We start from the raw sequence: 16,761 nt of genomic DNA, 5'->3' as shown, positions 1-16,761 counted from the left end.
AAGATTTATAAATTTCACCTATCTTTTTTTCTTACAACAACAATTGTATTGGCAAATTTATCGTGTAATCCTTGTTTTCTTTTAGTGTAATCAGCCATGAATAAGCCAATTCCTAATGTTAACAAATTGAAAATGTGTCCTATCATTCTTTTTATAGACTGTCTCATAGTTATTGGTTTATAGCTATCAGCATCTAATATTTTACATTGCATAATTAACTTTCCTATAGATGCACCCATTTTAGCCCAAAAAAATAGGAAATATAGTATCACACAGCAAAGCATGATAAATTGCATAAATATATATCTAAGATTACTAACTGTAATTAATAATGAATCAAATATTGATGTAAAAGACATGTTTTGAGCTTGTTGTAAATTTTTGTCAAACTCAATAAAAGAATTATTATCAAATCCAAAAAGAATCATAGTTAATAAATTCATGATTGGAGAGAGCACAAAAGTTATTATTACAATGTCAATTCCAAATGCAATTATTTTTCTATTTAACGTAGCATAGTTGTATTGTGTACTTATTTTTGAAGCTTTAGTCATTTTGATATTTCAATTAATTTTTGGTTTTGCATAAAGGGTTGTAATTTTTCTGGTATTGATATGCTGCCATCTGAGTTTTGATAATTTTCAATAATCGCTATTATTGTTCTTCCAATTGCCAACCCTGAACCATTTAAAGTGTGGACAAAATGATTATTATCATCTTTAAGAGATTTATATCTTGCTTTCATTCTTCTTGCTTGGAAAGATCCACAATTTGAGCAGCTAGAAATTTCTCTATATCTTTTTTCATAAGGTAACCAAACTTCTAGATCATAAGTTTTTTGAGAGCAAAATCCAATATCTTGGGTGCATAATAATGATACTCTATATGGTAAATCTAATTTCTTTAATATTGACTCAGCAGCATTTGTTAATCTTTCTAATTCATTTTTTGATTCTTCAGGTTTTACTATGCTAATTAATTCTACTTTTGAAAATTGATGTTGTCTTATCATCCCCTTAGTATCTCTTCCAGCGCTGCCTGCCTCTGATCTAAAACATTGAGTGTAGCTTACGTGTCTTAAAGGTAGTTCATGTTCTGCTATAATTTCATTAGTATGCATACAAACAAGAGGAACTTCAGAAGTTGGAATCAGTCTATAACCGTTGCTAGTTTTGAAAGAGTCTTCATCAAATTTTGGTAATTGCCCAGCTTTAAACATAGTTTCTTCAAGTACTAAAGCTGGAGGAAATACTTCTTCAAATCCAAATTCTCTAACATGCACATCTAACATAAATGTTGCGAGTGCTCTTTCAAGCCTTACTAAATCTTTTTTCAGAATAACAAATCTAGATCCTGAGATTTTTGTTGCAGTTTCAAAATCCATTATTCCTAATTTTTCACCTATATCATAATGAGATTTGGGTTTGAAATCAAAATTTTTAGGTATCCCAACAGTCTTTATGATTTTATTATCATCTTCGCATTCGCCATAAGGTACGTCTTTTTCTGGTATGTTAGGCAAAGTAGTAAGTAATTTATTTAATTTTTCCAATGCCTCATTTTTTTGTTCTTCTAAGATATTTAACTTATGTTTTATTTCATAACCTTTTTCTTTTAATAAATTAAAATTTTCATCATTAGGTCTTAAAGAAGATATTTGTTTTGCTATTTCTTTTTTTTCATGCTGTAAGTGTTGTATTTTTGTTTTATTGTTTCTTACAATGTTGTCTATAAATAATATTTCTTCAGAGCAGGGGCGTATTCCCATTTTTTTTATGCCTTCGTCAAATAATTCACTATTTTCTCTTATAAATTTAATATCGTGCATAATGTTTATTTTATTTTTTTACATAGCATTATAGAAATTTCATATAACAACACAAGGGGTAGTGCAAGTATCAATTGGCTAAATATATCTGGAGGAGTTAGTATAGCAGCTAAAATAAAAATTAATACTATTGCATACCTTCTAAATTTTTTTAATTGAGTGTAGTTTATTATGTCCAATTTTGTAAGCATTATTAGTAAAATTGGCAATTGAAATGCTAAACCAAAACCTATAAATAATTCTAATATTAAATCAATATATTCACTTATTTTTGCCTCAAGAATTATTGTTACACCATTTTTTATATCTAAATTTTGAAATCCAATAAAAAATCTCCACGTTATTGGCATTACAATAAAATATACTATTAATATACCTGTCATAAATAATACAGGAGGAAAAAATACATATGGTACTAATGCTTTTTTTTCATTTTTATAAAGCCCTGGTTCAAGAAATTTATAAAGTTGAAAAAAAATAATAGGTGAGGTTAGAAATAAGCTAGAGATAAAAGATATTTTTAACTCTGTCATAAATCCTTCGGTAAGTTTAGTGTATATAAAGTGAAAATTTTTGGAATTATTAGAAATTTTTGTAAGAGGCAATGCAAGAATATTAAATATTTCCCAACTAAATTGAAATGTTATAATAGTAAAAATAATGAATGAAAAAAATATTTTTAGAAATCTATTTTTAAATTCAATTAAGTGCTCTTCTAAGGTATAGGTCTTTAAATTTATTTTATTTTTCTTTATCTTCATCTTCATTAGGTTTTTTGATATTTGTATCTTGATTTAAATAGTCAAAATATTTATTTTCTAAAAAGTCATATTCATTTTTACTATTATTTTTAAAATCTTTATAAAACATTTTGAATTTATGAATTATTTTAATAAAATCGTTAGGTTTTAAAACTAGTACTCCAACAATTAATACTATTAATAATTCTGATAATGATATATCTAACATTATGATAAAATTTCTTGATATGTTATTTTAGGTAGCGTATTTTTTAATGAATTTGATTGATGTTACTATATAACATATTTTCATGCAACAAACTGCTAAATTTATGGATGATAAAATAAGATTGGCTTTAAACGACTTACATGATGTAGTAATTAACAAGATTGAAGAAATTAAGCGTCTAGAGAAAAAAATAACGGAATTAAGTATTAAAAATGCTCAACTTCAAGATGAAATTGCTAATTTAGAAAATTCTGCAATAAAAAATAAACAAAATAGTAAAGATATCCAAAATCAAAATTTAATTAGTAAACTTGGCAAAAATTTATCTTTAGAGGAAAAGCTTATTAATGAGGATGTTAGTGAAGATATTGATATTTCTATAAATCAACTAAAAAGTATTATAAGTAAAAAAACAAATTAGTTATGCAAGAAGTAGAATTAAAAGTTGGAAATATTCAAACAAAATTACATTGTGAAAATCGTGATGAATTAATTATTTTAAGTGAAAAGCTTAATTCAGCTATAAATGATATAAAGAAAAATAATAATAACATTTCAGATGCAAAAGCTTTATTAGTTGTATCTTTACAATTAATAAATGAAATACAAGTGCTAGAAAAAAGTTTAAAAGATTTAAAAGCTAGTTTTTTTGATCAAGTGGATAATGAAAAAAAATTAATATCTGATAGTTATCAATTAGTCGCTGATCAAATTAATAAAATAACAATACTTTTAAAAAATTCAAAATAGTCATTATTTTAAATAATAAAATGCTGATAAATGATTGACTTACAAGCTTTTTATATTATATTTGGCTAATAATTTAAATTTAATTTAATAATAGTGTCAAAAAGATTAAATAGGAAATATGGCATTAGCCGTAGAATTGGTGCTGCCTTGTGGGGTTCTGAAAAAGATCCATGCCATAAAAAAAATTATCCTCCTGGAGTACATGGTGTTACAGGGTATAAAAAAACAACTGAATATGGTACTCAATTAATTGCTAAGCAAAAATTAAAAAAATATTACGGAGATATTAGAGAAAGGCAATTTAAATCTATTTACAAAGAAGCTAGTCGTAGAAAAGGTGATACAGGTGAAAATTTAATAGGATTATTAGAATCAAGATTAGATGCGTTTGTCTATAGATCAAAATTTGTTTCAACAATGTTTTCATCAAGACAATTTATAACTCATAAGCATGTTAAGGTTAATGGAAAAGTTGTAAATATACCAAGCTATGTTTTAAAAATTAATGATGTAGTTGAGGTTAAGGAAGCTTCAAAAAAGCTAGTAATAGTTCTTGAAGCTAAAGAAAGGAATGATAGAGATGTTCCAGAATATATAAAAGCTGATAATTCTAAGTTACAGGCTACTTTTCTTAAAATGCCAGCTTTATCTGAAGTTCCTTATCCTATTCAAATGGAACCTAGTTTAGTAGTAGAATTTTATTCAAGATAGTTAGATAATATATATGGCACAACATAAATCAGCAATAAAAGCTCACAAACAATCTTTAAAAAGAGCGTTAAGAAATAAATCAACAAAAAGCAAGATAAAAACTTTTACAAAAAAACTTGAGCAGTTAGTAGAATCAAAAGATTTTGAAAAAGCTAAATCTACTTTAAGTCAAGTAGAATCTGTTATAATGAAATCAGTAACAAAAAAAGTTTTAAAATTAAATACTGCATCTAGAAAGGTTAGTAGATTAGCGAAAAAAGTAAAATCCTTAGATATTTCAACTGCTGCAAAAGCATAATTGTATTATTAATTATGTGGTTGAGAGTACATGTTGATAATTTAATTAGACCACTCATAAAAGAAAAAAAATTATTATATTATAAGTTATTTAAAGACTGGGATTTTATAATAGGTGCAAATTTAAAAGGCAAAGTATTTCCTCATGATATTAAATTCCATAAAAATAATGGCAATATTTTAACAGTAACTATTAATAATCATTGCAACGTTCTTGAAATACAAATGATGATTCCAAAAATTATCGAAAGAATTTCTAGGTATTTAGGCATTGATTACATATCAAAAATTAAGATTATAGGCTTGAAAAACAAAGGTTCTAAAAATAAAGATTATGAGGGCGATAGGAGAGATTTATTTTTAAACAATTCATTTGGCAAAGATAAAGGTGTTATATCCTCAATAAATAGTAATACAGATAATGAAATTAGAGATATTTTGTTAAGAATCGCAAAGAACTTAAAACAATAAATTATATTTTTACATATTATTTATAAATTTTATTTACATTTAAAAAAAATTCATGCAATAATGCATTTTCATAAGTAAAAATTTATAAATTATCATGAAAACAAAAAATATTTTTTTATTATTGCTAATTTTATTAGTTGCATTTTTAGGGTATTCTTTTTATAAAAATTCTAAAAATGGTCAAAAAGAGCAAGAGGTTAATCAACCTACTGCTATGAGTAAAGATCCACAAAAAGAAGCGAAAGATTCCGAGCCAATGACTAAAAAAGAGGTTAAGGGAATTATAGAAGAAGAGCTTAATGAAAACCCGGATATAATTATTAATGCACTTGAATCACACGTAAATAAGCAGCAGAATGCTCATAAGCAAAAAATACAACAGGTAATTATTGATCATAAAGATCAGTTACTTAATAATAAAAATGATCCAAAATATGGTGATCCAAGGTCTAAAAATACAATAGTTACGTTTTATGATTATAATTGTGGCTATTGTAAAAAAATGTCTGATGTTATTAAGCAGGTAATAGACAGTAAAGAAGATGTGTACATAGTCTTTAAAGAGTTACCAATATTAGGTGAGCAATCTATGAAGGCTAGTATGTTAGCTCTTGTTGTTAATAAAATATACCCTGATAAGTTTTTAGAATTCCATTTTGCATTGATGGATGATACAAGCAATCTAAGTCTTAATCAGAAAGTAGCTAATATATCTAAGTCATTAAATATAGATTCTAGTAAATTATTTAAGCAAATTGAAAATAACCCATCAATTAAACGTATAATTGATGAGAATTTTGATGCTGCTAAGTTAATTGGCTTTAGATCTACACCTACTTTGATTGTTAATGATGAATTGATACCAGGTTATATTAATTATAACCAATTAATATCAGTTTTAGGTTCTAATGAAGAGGGAGATGTGAATGATGAATCATCTAATGTTCAAAAAGATGATAATGAATCAGACACAAATTCTGAGGTAATTGATGAAAATAACTCTGATAACGATAATAATAAAAAAGATCCAAATAATGTAGTTAATACGAATAATAATAATCAAAATTAATATCATTAGTTAATTGGATACTAAGCTTGCGAGATTTACTAAGTTATTTTCGTAAGCTTTTTTATTATAATGTAATTGAGTATAATTACTATATCATGTATGATAAGTAATAAGTAAAATTACTCTTTCTATAATATTTTGTATAAAATCTTTTTTGTTTTTTTTGGTGCTGGGTTAGGTGGTATATCAAGATTTATTTTATCAGAATATTTAATTATTACTTTTTCTACTAAATTACCGAGTAGCAAATTTATTGCAATATATCCATATCCTACGCTAATTATTAATGTTATTGGTTCAACAGTAATAGGTTTTGTTTCGCATTTACTTCTTACTAAATTTCCAAATTATAACACAGAATTAAAGCATTTTGTTATTATTGGTTTTTTAGGAGGCTTTACAACTTTTTCTTCATTTGCACTTGAAGCAGTAAACCTTCTTCACAATGACTATTTATATTATTTTTCCCTATATATTTTACTAAGCGTTATTATATGTTTAGTTGGATGCTTTTTTGGTATTCTTTTAGCTCGATATATAATCATATGATGAATTTAATTTAACCCTACCAAGCTGTAAATTAGAAATTAACATTAAGTTTTTTGACCATAAGGCATAACCCGAGTTGCGATAACAATTGCTCTATAAAGGGCTAGAAGCCACTATAAAGCAATATTTGGTACAGTTAAGAACAACGATATAATCATTGCGAGGATGCAATAGTATCCGTGGCAATCCAGCTCTAGAGACTTGTCATTGCGAATAAATCCTTGATTTATGTGGCAATCCAGTAAAGCATCAATAAATATAAATGCGACAACAATTCTGGATCACCACAGTCGAGACTAGCGTCCCTCCCTCGTGATGACTGTGTGTAGTGCGAACATTCCTCCTTCATGATGAACATATATAGCAATAGTCATTGCGAGGATGCAATAGCATCCGTGGCAATCCAGTAATAATACGCTTCATGATTATAAGATTTGCTGTAAATTTCTTGCTTCTTATCTGCAGCTCAGGTTAAGGTATAGCATTTATAGATTGCCAAGAGAGTAAACTGAAGAAATTTCACTAATGTATTGAAAATTATACAATTTATGGTTTTATATAGTTTTAAAATCATACTTGGAGGAACAATATGTCAAATGATAATTTGATTTATAAAAAAGCAATTAGAACCTTAGGAAGAGTTAAATCTCATTTAGCTACAAAGTTTGCTAATGATTATCAAGTGGAGGGTTTAAAATTAGTAAAGGAAGATAATTATTCAAAAGCTATTTTATTTGATGAAGAAGATAAATTATGAGTATTAAAAATTTAGGTGATGAAGATATTTAAACAACAATATATTTGTTGAATACGTATTTTATTATGATAACAATTATCAAATTAGATCACTAGTAGAGAGTTAGGTAGAGATAATGCAGATTTAGCTTATAAATTTAATGATGAAACTAGATATAAAGTTTTAAGTTTAATAGGTGCTTATAGAAATAACTCTCATAAGATTTTGAAAACAGCTGGTGAATTTACAATGCTTGACTATTATAGCTCAGACTATAATAATGAATTCGATAATTTGGAGGAGTGCATAAAGAATATTTATTGTAAATATAAATGTATTAAAGAAATTGATTGCAACTTAAACTTTTAGACTGTTTCAATGATTTAGAGACAGCTCATAAAGATTTATAAAAAATATTGGTGCTTTAATTAATTATTGATATATAAAATAAAGCACCTTTGTTTTATATTCCTATATCTTGTCCTTGTCCTTGATTTTCAACTGCTGGTGTATTTGGTGATTGTTGCCCATCTTTGCCACCTGCATCTTTCATATCACTTGCGCCGCTCATGTGAGATCCTATATCTTTAGCTTGATCCAGAGCTTCTTGTTCTTCAATACCATTTTTTGTTTTTGGAGAATTTCCCTTGGACTCTAGAACAGAAACCATATCTTCTGCACTATGACCAATATCACTTAAAGTTGATAAATCTTCATGAACTGCAGTTGCTAAATCTTGAATAGCAGTAATAAAGCCTTGAAGTCCTCCAGCTTGAATGTCCTTAGAAATTTTTGCAAATTGCTCTTTTAAATCATCAACTAATTTAATTACATCATCTTTGATATCAAGTGCATCTTGTGTAATTTCTCCACCTTTTGTATCAATGAATTCTTTTATATCTCCAGGAACTTTAGAAAGTTCCTTACCTAAATTTATCCCATCAGCAAGTAATTTTGCATAATTTTGAGTTTTAATGTCAGTAGCAATTTCGGATAGTGTTCCTACTGAATCTTTTAGGTCAGATGCTATAGGGTTATTTTCGATAATTTTTTCATAAGTATTTTTGAAATTATCAATTCCATTACTTATTTCTCCTATTCCATCAATAACATTTGTAAAATCCTCTTGAAGATCTGTAAAGTTTGTATCTTGGTTCATTTTATACCCACATTAATGTTGACTTAAGTAAAATACTAACAATAAAATTTAGCTTTAGTCAAACTTAAATTTTGTATTAATATAATAAATTATTATTAACTAATGAATTTAAATGTGTTATATATTTTCTTGTCTTATAGGGCGGAGTAGCTCAGCTGGTTAGAGCAGCGGAATCATAATCCGCGTGTCGGGGGTTCGAGTCCCTCCTTCGCTACCATTTGGCCGCTATAGCACAGTGGCAGTGCACTTCATTGGTAATGAAGAGGTCGTAGGTTCGATTCTTACTAGCGGCACCATACTTATTATTTTGGTCATATAAGTATTTCCTTATTATATTTAAATAAATCAAATACTAAAATATTGTTTGTGGGGAAATTACCTTAATGATCAAAAGTTAAAATAAATTCAGTACCTTTGCCTTTGGTGCTATTACATATGATATCTCCACCCATTTTACGCATTGCTTCCTTACAAAAATTTAAACCTATTCCATATCCTTCTGTTGTTGCATATTTTTGAAAAAGTTTTGCAAACAATTTTTTATTCATGCCATTTCCATTATCCTTGATATGCAAATTGGTGTCATTAATAAATATCTCTATTTTTGCTTCATTCCCAGCATATTTGAAAGCGTTTTTAAGTAAATTAAATATTACATGGCATAATAATGTATTTGAACCTGTAAAAACAAAATCTTTTTTTGGGGTATTTCGATTTAAGAATGATACTCGCTGCTGTTGTTCTTCATTCATATAATATTTATTCAATGCATCATTGACACACTTTATAACAGAATATTGCTTCCAATCTTTGGGTTTTTCAAAATTGTCAATTTTTATACTACTTAACATTATATCAATGTCATGTATGGCTTGTTTATTACATTCTCTTAAATTTTTAGTATATTTTTTTATATTCTCAAGGTTATTATTCTCTAAAGCTTTTTCTATTAACTCAGCACTCATTAATCCTATAGAAAGTGGTAAAGTAAGGTTATGTGCTATTGATCGCCCTAATATCTCCAGTGTTTTTTGCTTTGTTTTTTCCTCTCTAAGCTTATGATAAACAATATAGGTTATTGTTAAAAATAATACTCCTACTGAGTAGGTAGAATAAAAAATATTATTTATGTGATTATCTAATTTTATTTCATAACCAATTAATTTAGTAAAAGATATATAAGTAATAATACTACAAGAAAATCCTAAAATCATTAATAATACTGCAATTAAAAATTTACTAAAGATAAAAAGCAAGATCATTGATAAAACACATAATAACCCCCACATTAAATCATATCCACTACTAATAAATAGGTATGTATTTGTAAATGGCAATGTTATGAATAGTGAAAAATACCATAGCTTTAAATTGTATTTAGCGGTATATAAAGGGCGTATTATAATAATAAATGCAAGAAATAGAGATGTGTACCTTAAATATTGCGAAACTATATTTACATAGTCAGTTGCTGGATAATATCCTGTTACCAAGATAGGAATATTAAGTATTATAATGAAAAAACAAAATGGCAAATAAACTGCCTCCCCTTTCTCTATTTGCTTTTTTATTTTTATAAAAAGTAACGTTTTTTTTTCTAGGGAAGTTTTTAGTGATTTTATGGGATTAAATGACCATTTTTGCGCTTTTATATTTTTTTTTTAAAATAATGGCTACAAAAAAGTCCTATAGCACTACCTATTGTACCTGTTGTCATGCTGACAACTCCAAAATCAGAAGATATATACCTTCCTAACAAACATAATAAAATTGCCATTATAACACTGTATAAAAATGAGGTTGAGTTAGTCCTAAATTTTAGAAATCCAGCTGTAAGAGGTACTAATATTATTGGTACCCAAAAATTAAACACCATAAAAATAGCCTTTAGTATACTATCTACTAAAAATGCACATATAACACATAATAAACTTATCAAAAAAGTAAATATTATTGCTATTTTTATTTGTTGCTTATTAGTAATCTTACTGTTTATTTTTTTTGCTATATCATGTGCGATGATTGCGCTAGCATTATTTAACCAAGAGTCAGCTGTAGACATAATAATAGCTAATATACCAACTAACATCATACTTTTGAGTATGGGAGGTAAATAATTATTAATAAAATGATAAAATACTAAATTGGGTTCAATTTCAGGAGTTTTAATACGCATCATCAACCCTATTAAAAGTATTAAAATAGAAAATATTAGAGTTAAAAAAGCACAAATATTATATGTTTTTTTTAATTTTTCTTGGTTATTAGACATTAATAGTCTTTGTATATATGGTGCACTATGTAAAGGTATTATTGTATAAAAAATATACCCGATAAATAATATTATAGTGTCTTTTATTAAAAATGAATCAAAATGAGATTTTGGTAACGATGCTTTAATTTTATAATAACCTCCTACCTCATAATATAAAAAACCACAAACTATTGGTAAAATACAAAAAAAGATGAAAAATTGAAATATATCAGTTAATACAACACCTCTTATGCCACCAAAAGCAGAATAAAAGGTCAGTATACTAAACCCTATCATAACTCCTATATGATATTGTATTTGGAAATATTCTTGAAATAAGTAGCCAATTGCAAGCATTTGAGTAGTTATAAATCCTATGCTCAAAATAATAGAGCAAAAGTTTGTTATATGAAGAGCTAGTTTGCCATACAACTTATACATTATCTCACTTAGAGATATACAATTTTTAAATTGGTAAATATTAGAGATGTATAACCTAGATGTTATTAACCAAGATAAAAAACATAAAAGTACAGGGATACCATAAATAAGCCCACTTTGAAATATCTCTGCTACATCTCCCATAGTGCTTCTTGCACTAATATAAGTTGCAAAGTTTGTTGCAACTAAGGCAATTAAAGGAAAATTGCCACTACCAACTGTATATTCTCTTATAGTTTTGATTTTAGTAGATTTATAAAGACCTATTACTAAACAAAGAAGAAGATAAATTCCAACTATTGATAAATCAAGTATATGCAATTTTTCCATTTTTAGTACATAACAATTTTATATAAATATTAACCATGTACTAAATAAAATTAAAAGCAAAAATTACATTTAATTACTAAAATAGTAATTAAATGGTTTTAAATAATTCCTATTTCCTCAATTATTTTATAGCCTATATTAATTGCAATTGCCCAAATTAATAACCCTGCAGCTTTATTAATACATTTGATCCAAAATTCTGCCTTACTTAATTTATGTAATTTATTTCCTGCAAGTGCTAAACTATAAAACCATAGCCAAGAAATAATTATGCAGCTTACAGTATATGCTAATTTTGTAGAGCCTTGATATTGTATAGAATTACTACCTATAACCATAATAGTATCTGTAATCGCATGAGGATTAAAAATAGAGACAGAAGTTGTAAATAAAATCTGTTTTTTTGCTGAAAGGGCTTTCTTTTTTGATGATAATTTAACTTCTGCTTTACTCCATGTAACATAACCAATATATATGAAGAAGAAAAAGCTCAAAATATATAAAGTTAATTTTAACCATGATAACTTTAAGATTAGAAGTGAAATTCCTAATATAGATAAAATGATGAGAGTTGTATCACAGAGAGACGCGGTGATAATACTAGGAAGAACCATTTTTAAACTTGGTTGTGTAGCACCTTGATTAAATATAAATAGATTTTGCATGCCAAGTGGCATAATTAACCCAAATGTTAATATAGCTCCATGCGCTATTGCAAAAAATACTTCCATTATTATTTATATTAAATTTATCAATAAACTAATGCAAAGTATATATAAACGAATGATTGGTTTTTTGCAAATATAATATATTTACACAATATGCTTATGATTAATATAGCTCATAATTTTCTCTTTATTTTCTTATTGTTATTTTAATCAATATTTAAAATTTTATGAATTTGAAGAGATAGTATAGCTTTATGTTTTTTTGCAATTTTTTGAGCTAAAATAATATTTTTGTGATTAATCTTATCATTATACTCATCCATAGGCTGGACATAAACAGGTATGTTATGTTTAGTTTGGCCAACTTCTGATATATCAGAGTAGTCTTTATTATTTCCTGATATAAGAAATTTTATTGCAATTGCTTGTTTTAATATATCATCTCTAATGGGTGAGTATTTACCATTGGATATTTTAGGTGAGCAAACTAACTCTACTTGTTTTGGAATATCTGAATATAAAGTGCCATTAGTTTCAATTTGTATTTTATAGTTATTTTGTATTAAAAGGTTACATAATGGAGAGATATTTTGTCTAAAAGGCTCACCACCCGTTATGACAATGAGAGGGTTTGTTTGATTAAATGATTTAATTTTATTTAGAATATCAGTAATTAATAATAATTCATAATCATCAAAATCAGTGTCGCAAAATTTGCATGCTAAATTGCAACCACTTAGTCTGATGAAAATTGCTTGGTGTCCACAATATGGTCCTTCTCCTTGAATTGTTTCAAAGATTGAGTGTACTTTTAAGCTATTACCATCTCCTTTTTCAAATGGTAATTTTGCATTTTTACCAAACATATTTTATTTTGATTTAAGACCTGTAGAGCCAAATCCTGCCTCTCCTCTAGAATCATTCGTAGGTAATTGATAAACTAAGTTCCATTCAATTTTTTCATATTTAGCTATGACTAATTGCGCTATGCGCATCCCTCTTTCAATTGTAAAGTTTTTGTTGCCTAGATTTATAAGCGGGACTTTGATTTCGCCTCTATAATCAGAATCAATAGTTCCAGGAGCATTGATTACAGTGATTCCATGTTTAAATGATAATCCAGAACGTGGACGAACTTGGCCTTCAAACCCTTCTGGTATTGCAATTGATATTCCTGCAGGTACTAATTCTATTTGCCCTGGTTTTATTGATATATTATTTTCTATAGCTGCAACTAGGTCAACTCCAGCACTTTGTTGTGTTGCATGTTTAGGTAAGGGTAAATCTTTATAGTTAGGTAATTTTGTTATACAGATATTTATATTATTCATAAGTTTATTATTTTTTTGTATTAATTTTCAATGATTTTGATCTTTAATGCTTAATATATAATCTATTATTGATTGATCTGACCAATTATAGGTATTATTGAATCTAGCAAAAACTTTGCCTTCTTTGTCAATAAATAATGTAGCTGGTGGGGAATGAATTTTAAACTCATTCATTAGATTTCTGTTAGGATCAAAATAAATTACAAGATCATTAATTTTATGACTCTGATATGTATTTTTTAATTTTTCAAAATCTATAGTGTTATCACTAATGGCAATGATTTGTATATCTGTAATTTTTAACTTGTCTAATTGTATTTTTAATTGATTTAAAGATTTTAACTCATCTAAACACTCTATACACCAATTTGCCCAAAAATTAAGTATAATAAATTTGCCGTCATATTCCTTTAAATACACTTCATTAGCTTTATTATTAAAGAATTTTGATAGACCTATTTCTTTAACTTTTTTTAGATTATACTTTTCTAAAATTTTTTTATAGTCTGGTGTTTTTTCAGTTGAAAATAATGTATCACTATACAAAGTTTTTGTTGATAAAAGCAATATAATGCTAAATAATGCAGCTTTAAGCATCTCTATATATTTTTGATATAAATTTTAACAATATTAATGAATAAATTCAAAAAGTATATTACATTTTTACTGGTAATTTTTTTAAGTATAAGTTTATTAAATTCCTGTGGGGTAAAAAATAAGTTATATAGAATAGAAGATATTAATAAAAAATAATTAAAATGATCAATTATTTTAATTCTAAATATATTGAAATTTTAAGATGCATTGCAGACTTAAAATATGGCATACCAATTTTCTTAGAAGATAAAGGACAAAGAATTTTAGTGTTTCCTGTTGAAAGAATAAATAAGGAGGTATTTGAATATGCTAAAAGTACATTTGAGGAAGTTTATTTAATTATATCTCAACAAAGGGCAAAATATTTGAAGTTTAAAAATTGTAAAATTATTTGCAAAGATATTACATTTAATAATATAGAGGATATAGTCTTTAAAGTAGGATTTAATAATAAAAATCAGTATAATTTTGATAAGGAAGCAACTATCGACAATAAGGCTGTAGAAATTATGAAGCTTAGTGAGTTAATTCCTGCAGCTTTAGTGATTAAATTAGATTGTGATGATAAATTTAATTTTAAAATGAACTCATTAAAAGTAGATTGTATAGAAAATTACATAAATTTTTTAAGTGATGACTTATATGAAATTAGTAGTGCAGATTTAAAACTAAAAGATGGTTATGGGGAGATAAAATGTTTTAGGTCTCAATTTTCAAAAGATCATTATGCAATAATTATATATCCCAAAGGAAGTAAAAAGCTTAAAAGTATTCCTACAGTTCGTGTGCATTCTTCATGCTTTACAGGAGATTTGTTAAATAGCATTAAATGTGATTGTCATGATCAACTTCATAATGCGATTAAAGTTATGGGTAAAGATGATGGTGGGATTATTGTTTATTTAAATCAAGAGGGAAGGGGAATTGGATTAACTAACAAGATAAGAGTATATAGAGTTCAATCTAAAGGCTATGATACAGTTGAGGCTAATATGAATTTAGGGCTTGATGACGATGCAAGGGCATTTCAAATAGCTGCAAGAATTTTAAAAAAATTAAAAGTGAAAAAAATTAATTTATTATCTAATAATCCAGCTAAAGCTAGAGACTTAAAGAATAATGAAATTCTGGTGGAAAAAATTATTTCGCATCAATTTTTTAATTCTGAAATAAAAGAATACTACAAAAGCAAAGTTAAAAAATTTAAACATAGTATTGAAATATAAATTTTTTTAGAGAATAATAATTTTACAACATTTATATAGGAGTATAAAGCAATGAAAAAAATGATATCTAAAAGCTTAATTTTAGGATGTTTAGCCGCTAAATTTTTTTGCTGTGAAAATGCAAGTGCGGATTTTCAAGGTCCTCAAGTAAGCAAAATGAATCAATCTAATCAAGATTTGACAACGGTGCAAGATGTATTAAATGAGTCAAATTCTAAAACTTATGGTCAAAAGTCTTACGGCTCTAGAATTCATGGTAAGATAGTTTTTTTAAAAGGTAATATAATGCAACAATTATCTCATGATAAATTTACATTTAAAGATAATACAGGTGAGATAACAATAGATATAGATCCTAAGCATATGCCATTTGATAATTTTTCATCAACTGATACAGTTATAATATCTGGGAAAGTTGAGAGAAAAAATAAAGGTTTGGGAATAGAAATAGATGTTGATAGAGTAGAAATAGTTAAAGAAGGAATGAAAAAATAAATGAACGGATGGCTTTTAATTGATAAGCCAATTGGGGTTACATCTTTTCAAACTATTAATAAGTTTAAAAAATTATTAAGCGTTAAAGTGGGGCATTGTGGAACCTTAGATCCCTTTGCTTCAGGTTTTCTGTTAGTGGCACTTGGTAAAGCTACAAGGCTAGTTGAATATGCAATGAATTTTGAAAAGAATTATACCTTTTCTGTTAAGTGGGGTATATCTACAGATAGCGGTGATTTAACAGGTAATATAATAGAGAAATGTGATTTAATACCTACAAAAAACCAAATTTTGGATAAATTGGTTGATTTTATTGGTGAAATTGATCAAGTACCTCCAGTTTACTCTGCAGTAAAGGTAAATGGTAAAAGAGCATATGAATATGCTAGAAAAGGTGAAAAAATATTTTTAAAATCTAGAAAAGTTCATTTAAAAAGATTTAAATTAGTTTCACATGAAGGAGATGTGAGTAAATTTAATATCACTACAAGCAAAGGATTTTATGTTAGATCTCTTGCAGTAGATTTTGCAAAATCATTAAACACACTTGCAAATGTAATAATGCTAAGAAGAAATTTAAGTGATATTTTTCAAAATTTGAAAATGATTGAGAATGAAAAGATAAAAGATTTCTTGCATAAGGATCAACTATATGATTATATAGAATCGAGAATTTTGCCTCTAGATTATGTGCTAGACGACATCCCTGTGTGTAATCTAGATGAAGGTGAAGTTATTAAATTAAAAAATGGTGTTGCTGTTTTTTATAACTTATCCCTTAAAGATAATTCCAAGATAGTTGTTAAATTTGATGATGATCTTGTAGCTCTTTGTGTTTATAGAGATAATTATATAAAGCCACTAAAAGTATTTTAATGGA

General features: G+C 26.7%; 22 protein-coding genes and 2 tRNA genes. 13 read left to right on the top strand and 11 right to left on the bottom strand.

What is annotated here, in order from left to right; all coding sequences use genetic code 11:
* Window positions 1-14: 14 nt before the first annotated feature.
* Genes h2es_RS04100 through h2es_RS04085 form a run of 4 tightly spaced genes read right to left on the bottom strand, consistent with a single transcriptional unit; the run spans window position 15 to window position 2,797 of the window.
* Window positions 15-554 carry an RDD family protein gene (locus tag h2es_RS04100; protein ID WP_154511657.1) on the bottom strand — a complete coding sequence of 180 codons (540 nt, stop codon included), beginning with the start codon at window positions 552-554 and terminating at the stop codon, window positions 15-17.
* Window positions 551-1,828, bottom strand: a complete 1,278-nt coding sequence (serS, locus tag h2es_RS04095) for a serine--tRNA ligase (RefSeq protein WP_154511655.1) — start codon at window positions 1,826-1,828, stop codon at window positions 551-553. The genes h2es_RS04100 and serS overlap by 4 nt, the downstream gene beginning before the upstream one ends.
* A 5-nt stretch (window positions 1,829-1,833) precedes the next feature.
* Entirely contained in the window at window positions 1,834-2,595 is a 762-nt protein-coding gene (tatC, locus tag h2es_RS04090) for a twin-arginine translocase subunit TatC (protein WP_205702328.1), read from the bottom strand.
* A complete protein-coding gene (locus tag h2es_RS04085) occupies window positions 2,570-2,797 on the bottom strand; it encodes a Sec-independent protein translocase subunit TatA/TatB (protein ID WP_126044806.1) in 228 nt (75 codons plus the stop codon). Before h2es_RS04085 ends, tatC begins: the two co-directional genes overlap by 26 nt.
* Window positions 2,798-2,879: 82 nt before the next feature.
* On the opposite strand from h2es_RS04085, the gene h2es_RS04080 reads away from it, so the two are divergent.
* The 8 genes from h2es_RS04080 (at window position 2,880) to h2es_RS04045 (ending at window position 7,401) form a co-directional block, all read left to right on the top strand.
* Window positions 2,880-3,218 (top strand): hypothetical protein, encoded by a 339-nt coding sequence (locus h2es_RS04080; RefSeq protein WP_126044807.1) that lies wholly within the window; start codon window positions 2,880-2,882, stop codon window positions 3,216-3,218.
* Between the two features lie 2 nt (window positions 3,219-3,220).
* Window positions 3,221-3,547 (top strand): cell division protein ZapA, encoded by a 327-nt coding sequence (zapA, locus tag h2es_RS04075; protein WP_126044808.1) that lies wholly within the window; start codon window positions 3,221-3,223, stop codon window positions 3,545-3,547.
* A 93-nt stretch (window positions 3,548-3,640) separates the two neighbouring features.
* A complete protein-coding gene (gene rpsD / locus h2es_RS04070; RefSeq protein WP_326845003.1) occupies window positions 3,641-4,258 on the top strand; it encodes a 30S ribosomal protein S4 in 618 nt (205 codons plus the stop codon).
* A gap of 13 nt (window positions 4,259-4,271) precedes the next feature.
* Window positions 4,272-4,556 carry a 30S ribosomal protein S20 gene (gene rpsT / locus h2es_RS04065; protein ID WP_126044810.1) on the top strand — a complete coding sequence of 95 codons (285 nt, stop codon included), beginning with the start codon at window positions 4,272-4,274 and terminating at the stop codon, window positions 4,554-4,556.
* A 14-nt stretch (window positions 4,557-4,570) separates the two neighbouring features.
* Window positions 4,571-5,026, top strand: coding sequence for a DciA family protein (locus h2es_RS04060; protein ID WP_154511651.1), 456 nt, complete (start codon window positions 4,571-4,573; stop codon window positions 5,024-5,026).
* Window positions 5,027-5,120: 94 nt separating this feature from the next.
* Window positions 5,121-6,095 (top strand): DsbA family protein, encoded by a 975-nt coding sequence (locus h2es_RS04055; protein ID WP_154511649.1) that lies wholly within the window; start codon window positions 5,121-5,123, stop codon window positions 6,093-6,095.
* A 138-nt stretch (window positions 6,096-6,233) separates the two neighbouring features.
* Window positions 6,234-6,644, top strand: a complete 411-nt coding sequence (locus tag h2es_RS04050) for a fluoride efflux transporter FluC (protein WP_154511647.1) — start codon at window positions 6,234-6,236, stop codon at window positions 6,642-6,644.
* Window positions 6,645-7,233: 589 nt separating this feature from the next.
* Complete coding sequence (locus h2es_RS04045) at window positions 7,234-7,401, top strand: hypothetical protein (RefSeq protein ID WP_154511645.1); 168 nt, start codon at window positions 7,234-7,236, stop codon at window positions 7,399-7,401.
* Between the two features lie 442 nt (window positions 7,402-7,843).
* Here the strand turns inward: h2es_RS04045 and h2es_RS04040 are convergent, their stop codons facing one another.
* Window positions 7,844-8,539 carry a hypothetical protein gene (locus tag h2es_RS04040; RefSeq protein WP_154511643.1) on the bottom strand — a complete coding sequence of 232 codons (696 nt, stop codon included), beginning with the start codon at window positions 8,537-8,539 and terminating at the stop codon, window positions 7,844-7,846.
* A gap of 140 nt (window positions 8,540-8,679) precedes the next feature.
* Here h2es_RS04040 and h2es_RS04035 point away from each other — a divergent pair.
* Window positions 8,680-8,756, top strand: a tRNA-Met gene (locus h2es_RS04035).
* A gap of 4 nt (window positions 8,757-8,760) precedes the next feature.
* A tRNA-Thr gene (locus h2es_RS04030) sits at window positions 8,761-8,835 on the top strand.
* Between the two features lie 84 nt (window positions 8,836-8,919).
* Here the strand turns inward: h2es_RS04030 and h2es_RS04025 are convergent.
* The 6 genes from h2es_RS04025 to h2es_RS04000 form a co-directional block, all read right to left on the bottom strand.
* Window positions 8,920-9,828, bottom strand: coding sequence for a sensor histidine kinase (locus h2es_RS04025; protein WP_126044449.1), 909 nt, complete (start codon window positions 9,826-9,828; stop codon window positions 8,920-8,922).
* Window positions 9,829-10,187: 359 nt separating this feature from the next.
* Complete coding sequence (locus h2es_RS04020; protein ID WP_154511641.1) at window positions 10,188-11,564, bottom strand: sodium:solute symporter family protein; 1,377 nt, start codon at window positions 11,562-11,564, stop codon at window positions 10,188-10,190.
* A 98-nt stretch (window positions 11,565-11,662) separates the two neighbouring features.
* Window positions 11,663-12,295, bottom strand: coding sequence for a LysE/ArgO family amino acid transporter (locus h2es_RS04015; protein ID WP_154511639.1), 633 nt, complete (start codon window positions 12,293-12,295; stop codon window positions 11,663-11,665).
* Between the two features lie 143 nt (window positions 12,296-12,438).
* Window positions 12,439-13,098, bottom strand: coding sequence for a 7-carboxy-7-deazaguanine synthase QueE (locus h2es_RS04010; protein WP_154511637.1), 660 nt, complete (start codon window positions 13,096-13,098; stop codon window positions 12,439-12,441).
* A 3-nt stretch (window positions 13,099-13,101) separates the two neighbouring features.
* Window positions 13,102-13,563 (bottom strand): dUTP diphosphatase, encoded by a 462-nt coding sequence (dut, locus tag h2es_RS04005; protein ID WP_154511635.1) that lies wholly within the window; start codon window positions 13,561-13,563, stop codon window positions 13,102-13,104.
* A 27-nt stretch (window positions 13,564-13,590) separates the two neighbouring features.
* Window positions 13,591-14,160 (bottom strand): TlpA family protein disulfide reductase, encoded by a 570-nt coding sequence (locus tag h2es_RS04000; protein ID WP_126044454.1) that lies wholly within the window; start codon window positions 14,158-14,160, stop codon window positions 13,591-13,593.
* 161 nt (window positions 14,161-14,321) lie between these two features.
* Here h2es_RS04000 and h2es_RS03995 point away from each other — a divergent pair, with 161 nt between their 5' ends.
* From h2es_RS03995 to truB, 3 genes are read left to right on the top strand one after another with little or no spacing between them, the layout of a single operon-like run.
* Entirely contained in the window at window positions 14,322-15,386 is a 1,065-nt protein-coding gene (locus tag h2es_RS03995; protein WP_154511633.1) for a GTP cyclohydrolase II, read from the top strand.
* Window positions 15,387-15,437: 51 nt separating this feature from the next.
* Window positions 15,438-15,881 carry a YgiW/YdeI family stress tolerance OB fold protein gene (locus tag h2es_RS03990; protein ID WP_154511631.1) on the top strand — a complete coding sequence of 148 codons (444 nt, stop codon included), beginning with the start codon at window positions 15,438-15,440 and terminating at the stop codon, window positions 15,879-15,881.
* Window positions 15,882-16,757, top strand: a complete 876-nt coding sequence (truB, locus tag h2es_RS03985) for a tRNA pseudouridine(55) synthase TruB (protein ID WP_154511629.1) — start codon at window positions 15,882-15,884, stop codon at window positions 16,755-16,757.
* The last annotated feature ends 4 nt before the right edge of the window (window positions 16,758-16,761 follow it).

It is taken from the genome of Rickettsiales endosymbiont of Trichoplax sp. H2 (assembly GCF_009690945.1).
GTDB classification, from domain to species: domain Bacteria; phylum Pseudomonadota; class Alphaproteobacteria; order Rickettsiales; family Midichloriaceae; genus Aquirickettsia; species Aquirickettsia rohweri.
The sequence above is the reverse complement of the archived record's forward strand: the minus strand, read 5'-3'. Positions and strand labels throughout refer to the sequence as shown.